Consider the following 17,837-nt stretch of genomic DNA (forward strand, 5'->3'; position numbering starts at 1 on the left):
TGCTTTAAGCCTGTCTCGCTTGCGGCTTGAGCCGCACGTAAAGGGTTTTACCGACCCGCGCCACCAGGTTGCCGGCGCCGTCATGAATGTCGACCTGCAACTGCGGCAGGTATTTCTCGCCACTGGCGGTCTGCCGACGGATCTCGTCGAGCAGGGTGTCGTCGATGTTGAACCGGGCGAACACCGGGCCTTTGCCCGGCGCAATGAAATCAATGTCGGCGGCCTTGTCCCAGACGATGTACTTCGAGCCGAGGTTTTCCATGAGCATCAACATGAAGAACGGGTCGACCATCGAATACAGACTGCCGCCGAACTGGGTGCCGACGTAATTGCGGTTGTACCAGCCCAGGCCCATCGAAACCTGAATGTCACGAAAGTCATCGCTGATGTGCGTCACCCGGACACCGGCGCCGAAGTACGGCGGGTAGAACGTCATGATCCAGCGCATCAGCCGCGCCTTGCCAAACTGTTTGATCAGCCACTCACGCATCCGGCCGCGTCCCCAGCCCCATGGCCTGACGGGCGAACCAGCGTTTGGCCGGCGGCAGCAGATCGAGGCCGAGCAGACCGATGTTGCGCCCCAGCGATACCAGTGGCTGAGTGCTGCCGAACAGGCGCGTGACCTGATCAGAGAATCCTACGGTGAGGTCCTGATCGAGGCGCTGACGCTCGCGATAGGCCTGCAGCGTGGCGAAATCCCCCAGCGGTTTGTCGCTGGCCAGCAGCGCGGCGGCCAACGCATCGGCATCGCGCAGGGACAGGTTGAAACCTTGCCCGGCAATCGGGTGCAGGCTATGGGCGGCGTTGCCGAGCACGGCCAGATGCGAGCGCACCTGCTCTTCGGCTTCCACCAGCGACAGCGGATACAGATGCCGCGCGCCGACCTGTTTCAGAGTGCCGAGGCGATAACCGAACACACCTTGCAGTTCGCTGAGGAAATCACGCTCACTCAGGTCTGCCAGACGTTGCGCGTCCATGCCCAGACGGGTCCAGACCAGCGCGCAGCGGTTTTCCGGTAACGGCAGCAGCGCCATCGGTCCTTCGTCGGTGAAACGCTCGAACGCCATGCCGTTGTGCGCTTCGCTCGGGGTGATGTTGGCGATCAGCGCGCTCTGGTTGTACGGACGCTTGCGCACGTTGATGCCCAACTGTTCGCGCAGACCGGAGCGGCCGCCATCGGCGAGCACCGCCAGATCGCATTCGATAGTCGTTTCATCGTTGAGGGTCAGGCGATAGCCGTCTGGCAGCGGTTTCATGCAAGTGACTTCCGCCGGGCAGCGCCAACTGATCACTTCTTTATCGAGGTGCTGCCACAGGCACTGTCCGAGCCAGGCATTTTCAACGACATAACCGAGCGCCGGTACGCCTTCTTCCATCGCCGACAGACGGGCGGTGGAAAAACGTCCACGGTCGGATACGTGAATCTGTTTGATCGGCTCGGCGCGGCGGGAGATTTCCTGCCACACGCCCAACCGCTGATAAATCTGCCGCGAGCCAAAAGACAGCGCCGACGAACGCGCGTCGTAACTTGGCTGCCATGTGTCACCGGGAGCGAACGGTTCGATCAGCACGATCTTCCAGCCACGGGCCTTGGCCCCGGCCTGCAAGGCCAACGCCAGACTGGCGCCGACCAGACCGCCACCGATGATTGCCAGATTGACCCGACTCATGCCGCGCAAGTCCGTGCTTGCGCCATCAGGGCTTCGATCTCGGCGACGGTTTTCGGCACGCCGTGGGTCAAAATTTCACAACCGCTCTTGGTCACTACCACGTCGTCCTCGATGCGCACGCCAATGCCGCGCCATTTCTTCGCTACGTTCTGATTGTCCGGGGCGATGTAGATGCCCGGCTCCACGGTCAGCGCCATGCCGACTTCCAGCACTCGCCATTCGCCGCCGACCTTGTACTCGCCGACGTCATGCACATCCATCCCGAGCCAGTGGCCGGCGCGATGCATGTAAAACGCCTTGTAGGCCTCGGAAGCGATCAACTCGTCCACTTCGCCCTGCAACAACCCCAGCTTCACCAACCCGGTGGTGATGACCCGAACCGTGGCTTCGTGTGCCTGGTTCCAGTGCTTGTTCGGGGCGATTTCGGCGAACGCCGCTTCCTGCGAGGCCAACACCAATTCGTAGATCGCTTTCTGCTCAGCCGAAAACTTGCCGTTGACCGGCCAGGTGCGGGTGATGTCGCTGGCGTAACAGTCGATCTCGCAACCGGCGTCGATCAACACCAGGTCACCGTCCTTGAGCAACGCGTCATTCTGTTGGTAATGCAGGATGCAGCTGTTGCGCCCGGCAGCGACGATCGAACCATAGGCAGGCATCTTCGCCCCGCCCTTGCGGAACTCGTAATCCAGTTCGGCTTCGAGGCTGTACTCATACAGCCCAGCGCGGCTGGCCTGCATCGCCCGGATGTGGGCCTGGGCGGAAATCCGCGCGGCTTCGCGCATCACCTTCACTTCTGCCGCCGATTTATACAGGCGCATGTCGTGCAGCAGGTGATCCAGGGCAACGAATTCGTTCGGCGGCTGGGCACCGAGGTGCGCCTTGGAGCGGATCACGTTGATCCAGTCCATCAGATGACGGTCGAATTCCGGGTTGCTGCCCATGGCCGAATACACCCGGTCGCGGCCTTCGATCAGGCCCGGCAGGATGTCGTCGATGTCAGTAATGGGGAAGGCATCGTCGGCGCCAAAATCGCGAATCGCGCCTTCCTGGCCGGCGCGCAGGCCATCCCAGAGTTCCCGTTCGGCATTGCGCTCACGGCAGAACAGCACGTATTCGCCATGTTCGCGACCGGGCATCAAGACGATGACTGCCTGTGGCTCGGGGAAACCGCTCAGGTACTGGAAGTCGCTGTCCTGACGGTAGACGTGCTCGACGTCACGGTTGCGAATGGCAACCGCAGCGGCGGGCAGGATGGCGATGCTGTTGGGTTCCATCTGCGCCATCAACGCCTTGCGGCGACGGCTGTATTCCGCTTTCGGGATATGGATCATGGGCAGATGGCTTTCCCTGGCACGCGATCAGTGCAGCGACGGCTTGGCGGCTGGCGGCACGTCGGCTTTCTTGGTTTCGGAGAACAGCAGCAGCGGCGCTACACGCAGGTACTCCATGACTTCCATGTAGTCGCTTTCGCCGTCTTCGGACTCTTCCAGGGCGTCTTGCACCTGGGAGATCGCCGCCAGATCCTGCAACACTTCGGTGGCCTCGGTGCTCAGCATGCTGCTGTCGCGGCAGTTCAGGCCGAAACCGGTGAGGAAGCCCTGGCACCATTCGCCCAGCGCGGCAGCGCGCTCGGCCAGTGGTGCGTCATCGTTCGGCAACAGCAGAACCACGGTGACGTCGTCGCCGGTGAGTTCGCTCTTGACCATTTCCTGCAGGCCGATCAGCGCGTTGCGGACGTTGTCCTGCGGCTCGCTTTCGAGCAACTCGGCGGCATCGATCAGCCATTCGTCTGCATTGAAGCCGGCGCCGGCGCAACTGCGGCCAAGCAACAGGCCGTGCAGTTCAGCAGGCGAGACAGTGTGACCGCTGGAATTCAGCAGGGTGGCAAAGCCTTGGTACGGGGAATTCTGAATGGGCATGGGCAGCTAGGCGCCAGACGGCGCTATGTCTAGAATGAAGGCCTTGTATCCTACATCGACAGACTCGCCAAGACCATTAAAGGCTGTCCGCCAGCCAAACCCATCAGACCGAATCAGTGGACACAATGGAAGACACCGACCTGCAAGCGCTGATGGCCAGACTCGAACTGCTGATTACTCGGGTCGAGCAACTAAAGAGTCAAAACGCACTCTTACAAGCTCAGGAAAAGACCTGGCGCGAGGAACGCGCGCACCTCATTGAAAAAAACGAAATCGCCCGGCGTAAGGTCGAATCGATGATTTCGCGCCTCAAGGCCCTGGAGCAAGACTCATGAGTTCAAGCAATAGCGTTACCGTGCAGATCCTCGACAAAGAATATTCGATCATCTGCCCGCAGGAAGAACGCAGCAATCTGGTCAGTGCCGCGCGTTACCTGGACGGCAAGATGCGCGAGATCCGCAGCAGCGGCAAAGTCATCGGCGCCGACCGCATCGCCGTGATGGCCGCGCTGAACATCACCCACGATCTCTTGCACAAAGAAGAGCGCCCGGACATCCAGGCCAGCGGTTCGACCCGTGAACAGGTGCGAGACTTGCTCGATCGTGTCGATCTGGCGCTGGCCGACGATCCGGACATCAGCAAGGGCTGATTCGCCAGACGGCTTGAGGTATACTCGCCGCACTCCCTGGGGTGCTTGCCAGTTGACGATGTCCCTGAGCCGATTTGCACTACCCTGGGGGTTGCACGTTGGGCTGGTGTGCATGTCCGCCAGACGGAAAGCCTTAAAGCCTACTGCATCCTCCACCTTGAACTCTCGGGTTCAAGGGCTAAGTCGACAGCGGCTCATCCGGGGAGCCTGATTCGAATCCGATGCCGGTGCATGCCGGCATCGGATTTTTTATGCGTACGTTTTCGTCCCCATCCTGCCGAAGCCGAACCATGACCGAACCCGCGCTGCTGCCCCGCCCCCAACTGCGCCGCCTGCTGCGCAAGGCCCGCCGCTCTCTGACGCCGAGCCAGCAACGCCAGGCTGCCGAAGGCCTGTATAAACAGCTCGCGCAGGACCCGCAATTTCGCCGGGCCAGACACATATCCCTGTACCTGCCCACCGACGGTGAAATCGACCCGCGCCTGCTGCTGCGCGCCGCCCAGCGTCGGGGCAAGAAAACCTACCTGCCGGTGCTGAGTGCCTGGCCGCGGACCAAAATGGTCTTTCAGCAGATTCGGCCCGGCGAAAAGCTGCGGCCCAACCGTTTCCGTATTCTTGAGCCTCGGGTCAATGTCGCCCGTCAGCGCAAGATCTGGGCACTGGATCTGGTGTTGTTGCCATTGGTGGGGTTTGACGATGTCGGCGGACGCCTGGGGATGGGCGGCGGATTCTATGATCGCAGCCTGGCGTACCTGGCCCGACGCCAGAACTGGCGCAAGCCGACGTTGTTGGGCCTGGCCCATGAATGTCAGAAAGTCGAACGACTGGCGCAGGCCAGCTGGGATGTACCGTTACAGGGAACGGTGACCGACAAGGCGTGGTATTTCGCAGGGTAGACGCCGCGAGGGATTCAGCGGCGTCGGGAAGACGGTGTCAGCGTTTGAACGCTGTCGACTGCTGTACTTGTTGCGCCACTTCAATCGGAGCATCGGCCTTGTTGGCCCACAGACTTTGCGCATAACCGGTGGTCACGACGCCCAGGCCGAACAAAATCACCAAAGTCCACAGCAAATCCGGTTTGCGTTTCATCGATTGCCCCCCTCAAGGCACATCATCACGATGACAGCAGCGGTTTCCATTCGTAGGCCGTGCAGCAGCGTCAAGCTTTAAAGGCCGGCATTTTGCGACAACGTGAACCTCTGCGCAAATGCTGGCGTCAACCGACTGTCGGTTTGTCATAAAATTGCCCGACAACCTGCCCAATGACCGTTTCAGGAGCACACACCATGGCCTATTGGCTGATGAAATCCGAGCCCGACGAACTTTCGATCAAGGGTCTGGAAAAACTCGGCAAAGCGCGCTGGGACGGAGTGCGCAACTATCAGGCACGCAATTTTCTGCGGGCCATGGCGGTAGGAGATGAGTTCTTTTTCTATCACTCCAGCTGCCCCGAGCCGGGCATTGCCGGAATCGGCAAGATTATCGAGGCAGCCTACCCCGACCCGACGGCACTCGAGCCCGAGAGCCACTACTACGATCCGAAAGCCACGCCGGAGAAAAACGCCTGGAGTGCGATCGATGTCGCCCATGTCGAGACGTTTGCCCGGGTGTTGAAACTGGATTACCTGAAGCAGCAGACCGCCCTGGCCGAGATGCCACTGGTGCAGAAGGGTTCGCGGCTGTCGGTGATGCCGGTGACGGCCGAGCAGTGGGCGGCGGTTATCGCGTTGCGCTGATGCGTCTGTGCAGGAGCCGGCAAACCGACTCCTGCAGGATCCAGCCTTACTGAATGATCAGGTTGTTGAACAACAGATCCTCGACCACCGGTTTGCCGGTCTCGTCATTCATCACTTGCTGGGTCTGCTTCAAGGCTTCCTGACGCAGTTTTTCCTTGCCTTCGATGCTGCCCATCGCATCGGTGGTCTGCTGGGTGAACAGTGCCACCAGCTGATTGCGGATCAGCGGCTCGTTGGCCTTGACCAGTTTGGTCGCCTCGTCACCGGTCACCCGCAATGCCACGTCGGCCTTGTATACCTTGAGCTTCGGCGTACCGTCGAGCCCATAGTTGCCCACGAATGGCGGGCTCAGGGTGATGTAGTTGACCTTCGGCGCCTCGCCTTCTTTGGCTTCTTCGGCCAGCGCTGCCACAGGCAGAGACAGGGCCAGCAACAACATGATCCACGCTTTCACAATTCGCTCCTTATCCGGTTTGCGGCCTAGCATAACGACCCGCCGCGCAAGCACAAGCTTATGGCGGACTATCAGGGCCGGGCATGCTCGTTGACCCGTTGACTGCCACACCTACACTTATCGGCCATCACTCCCAAAGGAATAGCCCTGATGAAAGCCGTGCTGTGCAAAGCCTTCGGCCCTGCCGAATCGCTGGTGCTGGAAGACGTCGCCAGTCCTGTCGCCAAGAAGAATGAAATCCTGCTGGACGTGCACGCCGCCGGGGTCAACTTCCCGGACACGCTGATCATCGAGGGCAAGTACCAGTTCAAGCCGCCCTTCCCGTTTTCCCCGGGTGGCGAAGCAGCCGGTGTGGTCAGCGCGGTAGGTGAAAAAGTCAGCCATTTGAAAGTCGGCGACCGGGTCATGGCCCTGACCGGCTGGGGCAGCTTCGCCGAGCAGGTCGCAGTGCCGGGCTATAACGTGCTGCCGATTCCACCCTCGATGGATTTCAACACCGCCGCCGCGTTCAGCATGACCTACGGCACTTCGATGCACGCGCTCAAGCAGCGCGGCAACCTGCAACCGGGCGAAACCCTTTTGGTGCTCGGCGCCTCCGGCGGCGTTGGCCTGGCCGCCGTGGAGATCGGCAAAGCCCTGGGCGCCCGGGTGATCGCCGCCGCCAGCAGTGCCGAAAAGCTCGCCGTGGCCAAGGCTGCCGGCGCCGATGAACTGATCAACTACAGCGAAACCAGCCTCAAGGACGAAATCAAGCGCCTGACCGACGGCCAGGGCGCCGACGTGATCTACGACCCGGTCGGCGGCGACCTGTTCGACCAGGCCATCCGCGCCATCGCCTGGAACGGCCGCCTGCTGGTGGTCGGCTTCGCCAGCGGTCGCATTCCCGAACTGCCGGTCAACCTTGCGCTACTCAAGGGCGCGGCCGTGCTCGGCGTGTTCTGGGGCTCCTTTGCCCAGCGCCAGCCACAGGACAACGCAGCGAACTTCCAGCAACTGTTCGGCTGGTTTGCCGAGGGCAAGCTGAAGCCGCTGGTGTCGCAGGTGTATCCGCTGAGCGAGGCGGCGCAGGCGATCAATGATCTTGGGCAGCGCAAGGCTGTGGGTAAGGTTGTGGTGCAGGTGCGCTGAAGCACCTCAGAGCCATCATCTGTTGCCGGGAGAATCCTCAGCATCACCCGGCAACAGATGTTCCTGAACCTTCCGGCTGCGGGCCTTGATGAGGTGGCCCGCTTCATCAAAGCGCAAAACGATCAGCCAGTCGTAGACTTCGTCCGGCCACTTTTTCTGGCCCATCAATACCGTGCTGTCGCCGCCGAACGCTTGAATCAAGTGGTTGATATGGCCGTGATGCCAGGCGATCAGGATCGTCGGCGCCTGATTGCTCTTGCGCAGCAGCTTGACCAGTTCGTGGGCATCGTTATTGATGTAAGGCTGTTCGACAGACAGGCCCAGGCGTTCGGCCAGCGGGGTCAACGTCAGGCGTGACCGGGAACTCACCGGGCTGTCGCCAGCGGCAATCAGTCGCTCCGGGGTCAGTGCCTGGCCATCCAGCTTCAACGGATTGAAATAGTCCACATAGGCTTGAGCCCGTTGCTCGCCCCGGGCATTGAGTACCGTCCCCTCAGTCGGCTTTTCCGCATGGCGAATGATCAGCACCGTGGCATTGCGCAAACCGGACTGGGCAGGATGATCGGCGTAAATCAATGTCAGCACCGCAACGACAATGACCGTCGCCGCCAATAATCGGCGCATCAGCATGCGAACCTTCAAAGCCATCATTCATCTCTGTTGATCAGTCGGTCGACGGATCGCGAGTCTAAGCCACCCCATGTTCACAAGTGGTGAAAACGCCCTGTTCTTACAGCAGAGCGACAGGTTCGTAAAAGAACGTGCGACTTCCAACATTTTCCGCTGTTTTGCCGATGCGAACCGGTGCTATTTTCGGTAACGAAACTGTAACATTCGCATCCGCAGTCAAAACAAGAAATTTGGAGCTCTTGAATGTTTGCTTTCTTTCGACCTGCCGCACATCAGGCTCCATTGCCTGAAGAAAAAATAGACAGTACTTACCGACGCCTGCGTTGGCAGATCTTCGCCGGTATCTTCTTTGGCTACGCGGGTTATTACCTGCTGCGCAAAAACTTCTCCCTGGCCATGCCGTACCTGATCGACGAGGGTTACACCCGTGGCGAGCTGGGTCTGGCGATGTCGGCCATCGCAATCGCCTACGGTCTTTCCAAGTTCCTGATGGGCCTGGTCTCCGACCGCTCCAACCCGCGCTACTTCCTGCCATTCGGCCTGCTGGTTTCGGCGGGGGTGATGTTCATTTTCGGTTTCGCGCCATGGGCAACGTCCAGCGTGACCATGATGTTCATCCTGCTGTTCATCAACGGCTGGGCCCAGGGCATGGGCTGGCCGCCGAGCGGACGGACCATGGTGCACTGGTGGTCGCAGAAGGAACGCGGTGGCGTGGTGTCCGTGTGGAACGTGGCGCACAACGTCGGCGGCGGCCTGATCGGCCCGCTGTTCCTGCTCGGCATGGGCCTGTTCAACGACTGGCACGCGGCATTCTATGTGCCGGCGGCAGTCGCACTGGCAGTGGCGGCGTTTGCCTTCATCACCATGCGCGACACCCCGCAATCGGTCGGCCTGCCGCCGATCGAGCAGTACAAGAACGATTACCCGGAAGGCTACGATGCCAGCCACGAAGACGAATTCAGCGCCAAGGAAATCTTCGTAAAATACGTGCTGCGCAACAAAATGCTCTGGTACATCGCCCTGGCCAACGTCTTCGTCTACCTGCTGCGCTACGGCGTGCTGGACTGGGCTCCGACCTACCTCAAGGAAGCCAAGCACTTCGACGTCGACAAGACTTCGTGGGCCTACTTCTTCTACGAGTGGGCGGGTATCCCGGGCACGCTGCTGTGCGGCTGGATGTCGGACAAGATCTTCCGTGGCAACCGTGGCCTGACCGGCATGGTGTTCATGGCTCTGGTGACCGTGGCGACCCTGGTTTACTGGCTGAACCCGGCCGGCAACCCGACCGTCGACATGATCGCGCTGTTCTCGATCGGTTTCCTGATCTACGGCCCGGTAATGCTGATCGGCCTGCAGGCGCTGGAGCTGGCACCGAAGAAAGCCGCCGGTACTGCGGCGGGCTTCACCGGCCTGTTCGGCTATCTGGGTGGCTCGGTCGCGGCCAGTGCAGCGATGGGCTACACCGTGGACCATTTCGGTTGGGATGGTGGTTTCGTGCTGCTGGTGGGAGCTTGCCTGCTGTCGATGGCCTTCCTGGCCCCGACCCTGTGGCACAAGCAAGTCGCCAGTCAGAGCCGCGAAGCAGTCGCCTGATCGGCTTTTGACTTACAGCGCTTGAGCCGCGCCTCCAGATTCCGGTCTGGCATGGCGTGGCTGCGCAGGGCGTGAGCGGTCTGCTCGACATAATCGCGAGTCGTGCCGTAACGCCCGCAAGCGCTTTCGAACACCTGGCTCAGCACATGATCCGGCAGATTGCCGGCATAGCTGGGCAGGTGTCGTTCCAAGACAAATCCCAACGCCTGTACCTGGCTGCCATCTTCAAGACGGCAGTTGAGCCAGTGTGGGCGATAGGACGGGAATGGCATCTCGCGTTTCCACAGCGCATACAGCGCACTGTCGAGGTTGTCTTCCGGCAACCGATAGGCAAAGCCGCTGCACGAACCGCCGCGATCCAGACCGAACACCAGCCCCGGCATTTCCGGCGTGCCGCGATGTTCGTGGGACCACAGGTACAAACCGCGATGGTAGCCATGCACCCGCCCGCGGACCCGCTCCACTGCCGAACATTCCGGCCGCCAGATCAACGAACCATACGCGAACAACCACACCGGCCCGCCCTTGTGGCGTGCCATGGTCGATTGCATGGAAGCGAGAAGTTGTTCGTGAGTCAGCTGCGGCCCCAGGTCGAGCCGCGGAGGGTAAGCCAGATTCAGAAAAGCAGATTCAATGGCTGTCATGACGGAAGTATTCGGCCCCGCAAGTATTACAAGATGTAAGCACAATTCGCTTGATAGAACATATAGCAGTAACTGTAAAACGAAAAGTGCTAAAGGATGTATGACACCTTTGATAGCGCTAATTCGGGGTTATCCGCGAGGGCTATCTTGTTTGATATAGCCTAATACCATTGCGCAGATATCTTAAATACCCGAATGAAATATCGATAAGCCTTCGCTTCGTTCAGGTTTCGTTCATGAAGACCCGGGATTTTTCCTACTAAAATTTCGGACTTTCCATATTTACCGTCGCTGAACGCCTACGTACAACGGCTTTCCTCTGGCGCAAGCCAACCCGTTCAACCGAGGCTGCACGATGAACACACCAAGGCTTTTGGCCGCACTTTTATTGATTCAGACCGGCCAGGCACTGGCCGCCGATGATTCGCAAGAGGACAAGGGTTTCTGGTACGCACAGACCAGTGTCTATACCAAACATTACTCACCCGACCCCGAACACAATAATCATCAGGACTTGATCGGCATTGAACGCAATCAGGCTTCCGGCTGGGTATTTGGCGGGGCAACTTTCCGTAACTCGTTCCGCCAGCGCTCCAATTACGCCTATGCCGGCAAACGCTTCGACAGTGCCGATTATCCGGTGTACGTGAAACTCACGGGTGGATTGCTGCAGGGTTATCGGGGGGACTACAAGGACAAGATCCCGCTCAATCACTTCGGCGTTGCACCGGTGATCATCCCGTCCGTCGGCACCCATTACGGCCCGCTGGCCGCCGAGCTGGTTTTTCTCGGCGCCAACGCGGCCATGGTGACGACGGGCGTGCGGTTCTAGGAAAGCTCAGCCGAGGGTCCAATCGCGCGGCTCAGTTGCAAAGCTCAGTCGCGCGGCTCAAGAGCGAGGCGCGTACGCAAACACATCGGCGCGCATCTGGTGGGCATCCATCCCGGCTTCCACCAGCGCATCCAGCGTGCCGTAGACCATCGCCGGCGAACCACTGGCATAGACGTGCAAGGGTTTCAGATCCGGAAAGTCCTCGCACACCGCCTCATGCAACATCCCGCAGCGCCCTTCCCAGCCGCACTGGTCGCTGACGACTTTGTGCAGGAACAGGTTGGGCAGCTTCAGCCATTCGTCCCAATGCTCGATTTCATAGAAATCTTCCGGACGACGCACGCCCCAATACAAATGCACCGGATGTTTGAAGCCGTTGGCCCGGCAATGTTCGATCAGGCTGTGGATCTGCCCCATGCCAGTGCCGGCGGCGATCAGCACCAGCGGCCCGTCTGGCAATTCCGCGAGGTGGGTGTCGCCGAACGGCAGCTCGACCCGCACCATCGAATTGCGCTGCAGTTGCTCGATCAGGCTCAGGGCACTGGCTTCGCGCGCCAGTACGTGGATTTCCAGGTCTCGCCCGCCGTGGGGCGCCGAGGCCATGGAAAAGGCTGACTTCTCGCCGCTCTCGCGCTCGATCATCAGGTACTGGCCCGCGTGATAACGCGGCGGCTTGCCGGCCGGCGCCCGCAGGCGCACGCGCCAGGTATCGCCACCGACGTCCCGGCATTCGATGACCTGACACGACAGGCTGCGCACCGGCAGTTCTCCCAGCGCGAGCACGCCATCCCACAGCAGGATGCAGTCTTCCAGCGGCTCCGCTATGCAAGTGTAGAACTCGCCGTGGTCATGCACCTTGCCGGCCTGTTCGACCCGGCCTTCCACCAGCAGCGCTGCGCACACGTGACAATTGCCGTTGCGGCAGCTTTGCGGGCATTCATAGCCCAGGCGCCGCGCACCATCGAGAATCCGCTCTCCGGGCCGTATCTCGAGCACCGCTCCGGAGGGCTGCAGGGTTACACGCATCAATCTATTCCTAACTGATTCCAGATGGCATCGATCCGTTGGGTGACGGCATCATCCTTGACGATGACGCGGCCCCACTCGCGAGTGGTTTCACCCGGCCACTTGTGGGTGGCATCCAGGCCCATTTTCGAGCCAAGTCCCGACACCGGCGAGGCGAAGTCGAGGTAGTCGATCGGCGTGTTGTCGATCATCACCGTGTCGCGCTTGGGGTCCATGCGCGTGGTGATGGCCCAGATCACGTCGTTCCAGTCCCGCGCGTTGATATCGTCGTCGGTGACGATAACGAACTTGGTGTACATGAACTGTCGCAAAAACGACCAGACACCCAGCATCACGCGCTTGGCGTGGCCCGGATACGACTTCTTCATCGTCACCACGGCCATGCGGTACGAGCAGCCTTCCGGCGGCAGGTAGAAGTCGGTGATCTCCGGGAACTGCTTCTGCAGGATCGGCACGAACACTTCGTTCAGCGCCACGCCGAGGATCGCCGGCTCATCCGGCGGACGGCCGGTGTAGGTGCTGTGGTAGATCGGCTTGATCCGGTGGGTGATGCGCTCGACGGTGAACACCGGGAAGCTGTCGACTTCGTTGTAATAACCGGTGTGGTCGCCGTACGGGCCTTCGTCGGCCATCTCGCCCGGATGGATTACGCCTTCAAGGATGATTTCGGCCGTGGCCGGCACTTGCAGGTCGTTGCCGCGGCACTTCACCAGCTCCGTGCGGCTGTCGCGCAACAGACCGGCGAAGGCGTATTCGGAGAGGCTGTCCGGCACCGGGGTGACGGCGCCAAGAATGGTCGCAGGATCCGCGCCAAGAGCCACGGACACCGGGAACGGCTGGCCCGGATGCTTCTCGCACCACTCACGGAAATCCAGCGCGCCGCCACGGTGGCTGAGCCAGCGCATGATGACCTTGTTGCGGCCGATCACTTGCTGACGGTAGATACCGAGGTTCTGCCGATCCTTGTTCGGACCTTTGGTGACCGTCAGGCCCCAGGTGATCAGCGGGGCAACGTCGCCCGGCCAGCAGGTCTGCACCGGCAGCATGGCCAGATCAACGTCATCGCCTTCGATGACCACTTCCTGGCACGCCGCGTCTTTGACGACTTTCGGCGCCATCGCAATGATCTTGCGGAAGATCGGCAGCTTCGACCACGCGTCTTTCAAGCCCTTCGGCGGCTCGGGCTCCTTGAGGAACGCCAGCAGCTTGCCGATTTCGCGCAGTTCGCTGACCGACTCGGCGCCCATGCCCATGGCGACCCGCTCGGGGGTGCCGAACAGGTTGCCGAGCACCGGAATGTCATAGCCGGTCGGTTTCTCGAACAGCAGCGCCGGGCCCTTGGCCCGCAGTGTGCGGTCGCACACCTCGGTCATCTCCAGCACCGGCGAGACGGGAATCTGGATGCGTTTCAACTCTCCGCGCTGCTCAAGCTGCTGCACGAAATCCCGAAGATCCTTGAATTTCATTGACGATGGCACCCTCAAAATAGGCGTACATCCTACCTGCTATGCCGGTCGCTGGCAGCCCGTCACTGCTTACTTGGCTGCATTCACCTGGCCGTTACCCGGATTTTTACCGGCCTGCAGACTGACAAACAGCGGTTCGAGGATCGGCGCCACGAATCGCGCACCGACTTCCGACAGGTGATTGTCATCCTTGTACAGCGAATAGCCGTCGAGTTCGGCGCGACACAGACCGTTTTCATCGCACAGCCGTGGCGCCGGATCGATCACCCGCACCATCGGATCCTGCGCCAGTTGGGCGAACAACCGGCTGATGAATGCCTGGCGCTTGTCATGCTCGCCGATGGCCAGGCCGACCTCATCCACCGAATGGCCAAGCATTGCAAGGCGTGTCAGACGATACGGTGGGTTGAACGCCTGCAACGGCGCCTCTTTCACCAGCCAGACCCGATACCCGCCCTCACGCAATTGAGCAAGCCGTGCGCGCAGCCCATCGGCCAGGCGTTGTTCAGCAACGGCACGGTCGTACTTACCGTCCGGCTTGCTGAGCGCATGGTCGAGATCCCCTTTGGCGTCGCCATACAGATAGAGGCTCCAACGCGCGACCAGCACCACATCGCTGATACGTTGCGCGCTCAACCCCTGCTCGACACGCCGATTGAAACGCGTACAGGCTGCGTCATGCTCCAGCCCTTCAACCGGAATACAACCGGCAGAGCTGGCGAGGATCACGTTGACGCCATGGGCTTGCGCAGCGTCCTCCAGCACCGGAATCAGTGCCGTCGCGTGGCTGTCACCCCAGACCATCGCCTGGGCTGGCAGGTTGTCCACACCGTAATGGCAGAACAACTTGTCGTCAGGGGCCTTGTCGTCTGTCAGGCACGCCATCAGCTCCGGCCGCCACTCGTGGCCCCTGGCATATTGCAGCGCCTGTTCGGACAGACGCGACGGCAAGCCATCGGTCCAGCGCAGGGCTTGCCCGGCCAGGCCGAGCACCAGGATGCCGCAAAAACCGGCCAGCAGAACCTGCCGGCGTCCGGCGAGCAGGCGACGTTCGCGGAACGGTGTTTCGACGAACTTCCATGACAGGTAACCCAGCACCAGCGTCAGCAGGATCAATCCTGCGATATCCAGCGCACCCGGTTCCTCGACGCTGGCATAGCTGGAAAACACGAATACCGGCCAGTGCCACAAGTACCAGGAATAGGAAACCAGGCCGAGGCCGACCATCACCCGACTGCTCAGGAATCGACCAACCAGGGTATCTCGATGACCGTTGGCCAGGATCAGCGCCACCACGCCCAGCACCGGCAACAACGCCGCGGCGCCGGGGAATGGCGTGCTTTTGTCGTACCCGAAGACGGCCAGCAGGATCAGCGCCATGCCGAGCAGGCTCAGCCCTTGCGCCGCCAACGGTTTGAGCCGCCACGAATGCCGGGGCGCCACGGCGAGCATCGCACCGGCCAGCAGCTCCCACGCCCGCATCGGCAACAGGAAGAATGCCTTCTCCGGATAATGCTGGACCGCCCACACGCTCAGCCCGAAGGACAGCAGCAACACGCCGAACAGCGCCAGCCGCCAGTGTTTCAGACGGCTCGACAGCAAGGTCAGCAACAGTGGGAAGAGAATGTAGAACTGTTCCTCCACCGCCAGCGACCAGGTGTGCAGCAGCGGCTTGAGATCCGAAGCGACGTCAAAATAGCCATCCTGACGCATGAACAGAATGTTCGAGACGAAGGTCACCTGGTAGCGCACCGAGCGCCCGAGTTCTTCGTAGTCCTTGGGTGCCAGCAGGAACCAGCCGACCGCCAGCACCGCGATGATCATCGCAAACAGCGCCGGCAGGATCCGCCGGGCGCGGCGGGCCCAGAACTCGACGAAGCTGAAACGCCCGGCCTGGCGCTGGTTCCAGATGATCGAGGTGATCAGGTAGCCGGAAATCACGAAAAACACGTCCACGCCGACAAATCCACCGGTGAACCCCGGGACGCCAAAGTGGAACAGCACCACGGCAATCACAGCGACTGCGCGCAAGCCGTCGATATCCCTTCGATAAGCGAGTGTGCTCATAAATCTTTAATGCCAATCAGGTGGTTATTTTTTGTACAGCTCAAGGCGCTGCTTCTTGTTTTGCCGGCTCACGGACCTTAACAGATCGCACATCTGCGATCGCCCAGAGTAAAAACAGGCAAAAAAAATGGCGCCCCTGAAGGGCGCCATCTTTCGGACTCAACCGACGATGTTACTTGCGCTTCATCGACAGGAAGAACTCGTCGTTGGTCTTGGTCGTTTTCAGCTTGTCGACCAGGAACTCGATGGCAGCCACTTCGTCCATCGGGTGCAGCAGCTTGCGCAGAATCCACATGCGCTGCAGCTCGTCGTCGGCGGTCAGCAACTCTTCGCGGCGGGTGCCGGAGCGGTTGATGTTGATGGCCGGGAACACACGCTTCTCGGCGATCTTGCGATCCAGAGGCAGTTCCATGTTGCCGGTACCCTTGAACTCTTCGTAGATCACTTCGTCCATCTTCGAGCCGGTTTCAACCAGCGCGGTGGCGATAATGGTCAGCGAGCCGCCTTCTTCGATGTTACGCGCAGCACCGAAGAAACGCTTCGGCTTCTCCAGGGCGTGAGCATCGACACCACCGGTCAGTACCTTGCCGGAGCTCGGGATCACGGTGTTGTAGGCACGGGCCAGACGGGTGATGGAGTCGAGCAGGATCACCACGTCCTTCTTGTGTTCGACCAGGCGCTTGGCCTTCTCGATCACCATTTCAGCCACTTGTACGTGACGGGTCGGCGGCTCGTCGAAGGTCGAGGCAACCACTTCGCCGCGCACGGTGCGCTGCATTTCGGTCACTTCTTCCGGACGCTCGTCGATCAACAGCACGATCAGGTGAACTTCAGGGTTGTTACGGGCGATGTTGGCCGCGATGTTCTGCAGCATGATCGTCTTGCCGGCTTTCGGCGGTGCAACGATCAGACCGCGCTGGCCTTTGCCGATCGGGGCGCACAGGTCGATCACACGACCGGTCAGGTCTTCGGTGGAACCGTTGCCGGCTTCCATCTTCATGCGCACGGTCGGGAACAGCGGGGTCAGGTTCTCGAAGAGAATCTTGTTTTTCGCGTTCTCTGGACGATCGAAGTTGATCGTGTCGACTTTGAGCAGGGCGAAGTAACGCTCGCCTTCCTTTGGCGGCCGGATCTTGCCAACGATGGTGTCACCGGTGCGCAGGTTGAAACGGCGGATCTGGCTCGGCGAGACGTAAATGTCGTCAGGGCCGGCGAGGTAGGAAGCGTCAGCGGAGCGCAGGAAGCCGAAGCCGTCCTGGAGAATCTCCAGCACGCCATCACCGGAGATTTCCTCACCGCTTTTCGCGTGCTTTTTCAGCAGGGAGAAAATCACGTCCTGCTTGCGCGAACGGGCCATATTTTCTATGCCCATCTGTTCGGCCAATTCGAGCAGTTCGGTAATCGGCTTTTGCTTGAGTTCAGTCAGATTCATATAGGAATGACGTAATCATTTATGGAGGGGGGGAAATTAAGCTTTTGGCTTAATGAGGCCGCGCCGCGGAGAAGGCGACAGGATCGCGTACTTGTTCGAAAAGGAGTGCGTCGGCGACGGCTAGCAGGGGGCAGTGGAGAAACCAGTGCGGGGCCGAATGTACCACCTGAGTTTCGGAGCGTCTAGCCCTGAATACGCAAAAAGCCCCGCGATTTGCGGGGCTTTTTGAGGACAATCTTTACCGCGACGCTTAGATGTTGGCGTCGAGGAAAGCAGCCAGTTGCGACTTCGACAGAGCGCCGACCTTGGTCGCTTCCACGTTGCCGTTCTTGAACAGCATCAGGGTCGGAATACCACGTACGCCGTGCTTGGCAGGGGTTTCCTGGTTTTCGTCGATGTTCAGCTTGGCAACGGTCAGCTTGCCTTTGTAAGTCTCTGCAATCTCGTCCAGAACCGGAGCGATCATTTTGCAAGGGCCGCACCATTCAGCCCAGTAGTCGACCAGGACAGCGCCTTCGGCCTTGAGTACGTCGGCTTCGAAGCTAGCGTCGCTAACGTGTTTGATCAGATCGCTGCTCATGGAATTCTCCA

At 60.4% G+C, this 17,837-nt stretch carries 20 protein-coding genes and 1 other RNA gene; 8 read left to right on the forward strand and 13 right to left on the reverse strand.

Annotated features, from left to right (window positions below):
* Positions 1-4 precede the first annotated feature (4 nt).
* Genes AC07VV_RS09745 through AC07VV_RS09760 form a run of 4 tightly spaced genes read right to left on the reverse strand, consistent with a single transcriptional unit; the run spans position 5 to position 3,589 of the window.
* Positions 5-490 (reverse strand): DUF4442 domain-containing protein, encoded by a 486-nt coding sequence (locus tag AC07VV_RS09745; protein WP_495036098.1) that lies wholly within the window; start codon positions 488-490, stop codon positions 5-7.
* Positions 483-1,670: a 2-octaprenyl-6-methoxyphenyl hydroxylase gene (ubiH, locus tag AC07VV_RS09750; RefSeq protein ID WP_495036099.1), complete on the reverse strand. Its 1,188-nt coding sequence runs from the start codon at positions 1,668-1,670 to the stop codon at positions 483-485. Before ubiH ends, AC07VV_RS09745 begins: the two co-directional genes overlap by 8 nt.
* Positions 1,667-3,001 carry a Xaa-Pro aminopeptidase gene (gene pepP, locus AC07VV_RS09755; RefSeq protein WP_192559255.1) on the reverse strand — a complete coding sequence of 445 codons (1,335 nt, stop codon included), beginning with the start codon at positions 2,999-3,001 and terminating at the stop codon, positions 1,667-1,669. Before pepP ends, ubiH begins: the two co-directional genes overlap by 4 nt.
* Before the next feature lie 27 nt (positions 3,002-3,028).
* Positions 3,029-3,589 carry a YecA/YgfB family protein gene (locus tag AC07VV_RS09760; protein WP_495036100.1) on the reverse strand — a complete coding sequence of 187 codons (561 nt, stop codon included), beginning with the start codon at positions 3,587-3,589 and terminating at the stop codon, positions 3,029-3,031.
* A gap of 125 nt (positions 3,590-3,714) precedes the next feature.
* On the opposite strand from AC07VV_RS09760, the gene AC07VV_RS09765 reads away from it, so the two are divergent.
* The 4 genes from AC07VV_RS09765 (at position 3,715) to AC07VV_RS09780 (ending at position 5,134) form a co-directional block, all read left to right on the forward strand.
* A complete protein-coding gene (locus tag AC07VV_RS09765; protein WP_096817418.1) occupies positions 3,715-3,924 on the forward strand; it encodes a TIGR02449 family protein in 210 nt (69 codons plus the stop codon).
* Complete coding sequence (locus tag AC07VV_RS09770) at positions 3,921-4,238, forward strand: cell division protein ZapA (protein ID WP_096817416.1); 318 nt, start codon at positions 3,921-3,923, stop codon at positions 4,236-4,238. Before AC07VV_RS09765 ends, AC07VV_RS09770 begins: the two co-directional genes overlap by 4 nt.
* A gap of 30 nt (positions 4,239-4,268) precedes the next feature.
* Positions 4,269-4,447, forward strand: a non-coding RNA gene (gene ssrS / locus AC07VV_RS09775) — 6S RNA.
* Positions 4,448-4,528: 81 nt separating this feature from the next.
* Entirely contained in the window at positions 4,529-5,134 is a 606-nt protein-coding gene (locus AC07VV_RS09780) for a 5-formyltetrahydrofolate cyclo-ligase (protein ID WP_096817414.1), read from the forward strand.
* 37 nt (positions 5,135-5,171) lie between these two features.
* Here AC07VV_RS09780 and AC07VV_RS09785 read toward each other — a convergent pair whose 3' ends face one another.
* Positions 5,172-5,327, reverse strand: coding sequence for a hypothetical protein (locus AC07VV_RS09785; RefSeq protein WP_007911192.1), 156 nt, complete (start codon positions 5,325-5,327; stop codon positions 5,172-5,174).
* Between the two features lie 197 nt (positions 5,328-5,524).
* Between AC07VV_RS09785 and AC07VV_RS09790 the strand changes: the two genes are divergently transcribed.
* Complete coding sequence (locus AC07VV_RS09790; protein ID WP_096817412.1) at positions 5,525-5,974, forward strand: EVE domain-containing protein; 450 nt, start codon at positions 5,525-5,527, stop codon at positions 5,972-5,974.
* Positions 5,975-6,020: 46 nt separating this feature from the next.
* Here AC07VV_RS09790 and AC07VV_RS09795 read toward each other — a convergent pair whose 3' ends face one another.
* On the reverse strand, positions 6,021-6,428 hold the full coding sequence (locus AC07VV_RS09795) for a flagellar basal body-associated protein FliL (protein WP_065259922.1): 408 nt from the start codon (positions 6,426-6,428) through the stop codon (positions 6,021-6,023).
* 150 nt (positions 6,429-6,578) lie between these two features.
* On the opposite strand from AC07VV_RS09795, the gene AC07VV_RS09800 reads away from it, so the two are divergent.
* Positions 6,579-7,556: an NADPH:quinone oxidoreductase family protein gene (locus AC07VV_RS09800; RefSeq protein WP_495036101.1), complete on the forward strand. Its 978-nt coding sequence runs from the start codon at positions 6,579-6,581 to the stop codon at positions 7,554-7,556.
* 15 nt (positions 7,557-7,571) lie between these two features.
* Here AC07VV_RS09800 and AC07VV_RS09805 read toward each other — a convergent pair whose 3' ends face one another.
* The gene (locus AC07VV_RS09805) at positions 7,572-8,204 is read right to left on the reverse strand and encodes a flagellar basal body-associated protein FliL (protein ID WP_495036102.1); all 633 of its coding nucleotides are present in this window, start codon (positions 8,202-8,204) and stop codon (positions 7,572-7,574) included.
* Between the two features lie 225 nt (positions 8,205-8,429).
* On the opposite strand from AC07VV_RS09805, the gene glpT reads away from it, so the two are divergent.
* Positions 8,430-9,779 carry a glycerol-3-phosphate transporter gene (gene glpT, locus AC07VV_RS09810; RefSeq protein WP_495036103.1) on the forward strand — a complete coding sequence of 450 codons (1,350 nt, stop codon included), beginning with the start codon at positions 8,430-8,432 and terminating at the stop codon, positions 9,777-9,779.
* Here the strand turns inward: glpT and AC07VV_RS09815 are convergent.
* Positions 9,755-10,423, reverse strand: coding sequence for a gamma-glutamylcyclotransferase (locus AC07VV_RS09815; protein WP_085708964.1), 669 nt, complete (start codon positions 10,421-10,423; stop codon positions 9,755-9,757). The genes glpT and AC07VV_RS09815 overlap by 25 nt on opposite strands.
* Positions 10,424-10,778: 355 nt before the next feature.
* Between AC07VV_RS09815 and AC07VV_RS09820 the strand changes: the two genes are divergently transcribed.
* The gene (locus tag AC07VV_RS09820) at positions 10,779-11,255 is read left to right on the forward strand and encodes a sn-glycerol-3-phosphate transporter (RefSeq protein WP_096817400.1); all 477 of its coding nucleotides are present in this window, start codon (positions 10,779-10,781) and stop codon (positions 11,253-11,255) included.
* 57 nt (positions 11,256-11,312) lie between these two features.
* Here AC07VV_RS09820 and AC07VV_RS09825 read toward each other — a convergent pair whose 3' ends face one another.
* The 5 genes from AC07VV_RS09825 to trxA form a co-directional block, all read right to left on the reverse strand.
* On the reverse strand, positions 11,313-12,281 hold the full coding sequence (locus AC07VV_RS09825) for a CDP-6-deoxy-delta-3,4-glucoseen reductase (protein ID WP_192559260.1): 969 nt from the start codon (positions 12,279-12,281) through the stop codon (positions 11,313-11,315).
* Positions 12,281-13,747, reverse strand: a complete 1,467-nt coding sequence (gene ubiD, locus AC07VV_RS09830) for a 4-hydroxy-3-polyprenylbenzoate decarboxylase (protein ID WP_495036104.1) — start codon at positions 13,745-13,747, stop codon at positions 12,281-12,283. The genes AC07VV_RS09825 and ubiD overlap by 1 nt, the downstream gene beginning before the upstream one ends.
* Positions 13,748-13,816: 69 nt before the next feature.
* Positions 13,817-15,814 carry an acyltransferase family protein gene (locus AC07VV_RS09835; protein WP_495036105.1) on the reverse strand — a complete coding sequence of 666 codons (1,998 nt, stop codon included), beginning with the start codon at positions 15,812-15,814 and terminating at the stop codon, positions 13,817-13,819.
* A gap of 172 nt (positions 15,815-15,986) precedes the next feature.
* Positions 15,987-17,246: a transcription termination factor Rho gene (gene rho / locus AC07VV_RS09840; RefSeq protein ID WP_003229334.1), complete on the reverse strand. Its 1,260-nt coding sequence runs from the start codon at positions 17,244-17,246 to the stop codon at positions 15,987-15,989.
* Between the two features lie 250 nt (positions 17,247-17,496).
* Positions 17,497-17,826 carry a thioredoxin TrxA gene (gene trxA, locus AC07VV_RS09845; protein ID WP_003206727.1) on the reverse strand — a complete coding sequence of 110 codons (330 nt, stop codon included), beginning with the start codon at positions 17,824-17,826 and terminating at the stop codon, positions 17,497-17,499.
* Positions 17,827-17,837 lie beyond the last annotated feature (11 nt).

Source organism: Pseudomonas sp. GW821-FHT02C04 (genome assembly GCF_059421845.1).

What these genes read in the sequence shown, in the direction of transcription:
- AC07VV_RS09745 (WP_495036098.1), bottom strand. Translation starts at nt 490, where the DNA reads ATGCGTGAGTGGCTGATCAAACAGTTTGGCAAGGCGCGGCTGATGCGC.
- ubiH (WP_495036099.1), bottom strand. Translation starts at nt 1,670, where the DNA reads ATGAGTCGGGTCAATCTGGCAATCATCGGTGGCGGTCTGGTCGGCGCC.
- pepP (WP_192559255.1), bottom strand. Translation starts at nt 3,001, where the DNA reads ATGATCCATATCCCGAAAGCGGAATACAGCCGTCGCCGCAAGGCGTTG.
- AC07VV_RS09760 (WP_495036100.1), bottom strand. Translation starts at nt 3,589, where the DNA reads ATGCCCATTCAGAATTCCCCGTACCAAGGCTTTGCCACCCTGCTGAAT.
- AC07VV_RS09765 (WP_096817418.1), top strand. Translation starts at nt 3,715, where the DNA reads ATGGAAGACACCGACCTGCAAGCGCTGATGGCCAGACTCGAACTGCTG.
- AC07VV_RS09770 (WP_096817416.1), top strand. Translation starts at nt 3,921, where the DNA reads ATGAGTTCAAGCAATAGCGTTACCGTGCAGATCCTCGACAAAGAATAT.
- AC07VV_RS09780 (WP_096817414.1), top strand. Translation starts at nt 4,529, where the DNA reads ATGACCGAACCCGCGCTGCTGCCCCGCCCCCAACTGCGCCGCCTGCTG.
- AC07VV_RS09785 (WP_007911192.1), bottom strand. Translation starts at nt 5,327, where the DNA reads ATGAAACGCAAACCGGATTTGCTGTGGACTTTGGTGATTTTGTTCGGC.
- AC07VV_RS09790 (WP_096817412.1), top strand. Translation starts at nt 5,525, where the DNA reads ATGGCCTATTGGCTGATGAAATCCGAGCCCGACGAACTTTCGATCAAG.
- AC07VV_RS09800 (WP_495036101.1), top strand. Translation starts at nt 6,579, where the DNA reads ATGAAAGCCGTGCTGTGCAAAGCCTTCGGCCCTGCCGAATCGCTGGTG.
- AC07VV_RS09805 (WP_495036102.1), bottom strand. Translation starts at nt 8,204, where the DNA reads ATGGCTTTGAAGGTTCGCATGCTGATGCGCCGATTATTGGCGGCGACG.
- glpT (WP_495036103.1), top strand. Translation starts at nt 8,430, where the DNA reads ATGTTTGCTTTCTTTCGACCTGCCGCACATCAGGCTCCATTGCCTGAA.
- AC07VV_RS09815 (WP_085708964.1), bottom strand. Translation starts at nt 10,423, where the DNA reads ATGACAGCCATTGAATCTGCTTTTCTGAATCTGGCTTACCCTCCGCGG.
- AC07VV_RS09820 (WP_096817400.1), top strand. Translation starts at nt 10,779, where the DNA reads ATGAACACACCAAGGCTTTTGGCCGCACTTTTATTGATTCAGACCGGC.
- AC07VV_RS09825 (WP_192559260.1), bottom strand. Translation starts at nt 12,281, where the DNA reads ATGCGTGTAACCCTGCAGCCCTCCGGAGCGGTGCTCGAGATACGGCCC.
- ubiD (WP_495036104.1), bottom strand. Translation starts at nt 13,747, where the DNA reads ATGAAATTCAAGGATCTTCGGGATTTCGTGCAGCAGCTTGAGCAGCGC.
- AC07VV_RS09835 (WP_495036105.1), bottom strand. Translation starts at nt 15,814, where the DNA reads ATGAGCACACTCGCTTATCGAAGGGATATCGACGGCTTGCGCGCAGTC.
- rho (WP_003229334.1), bottom strand. Translation starts at nt 17,246, where the DNA reads ATGAATCTGACTGAACTCAAGCAAAAGCCGATTACCGAACTGCTCGAA.
- trxA (WP_003206727.1), bottom strand. Translation starts at nt 17,826, where the DNA reads ATGAGCAGCGATCTGATCAAACACGTTAGCGACGCTAGCTTCGAAGCC.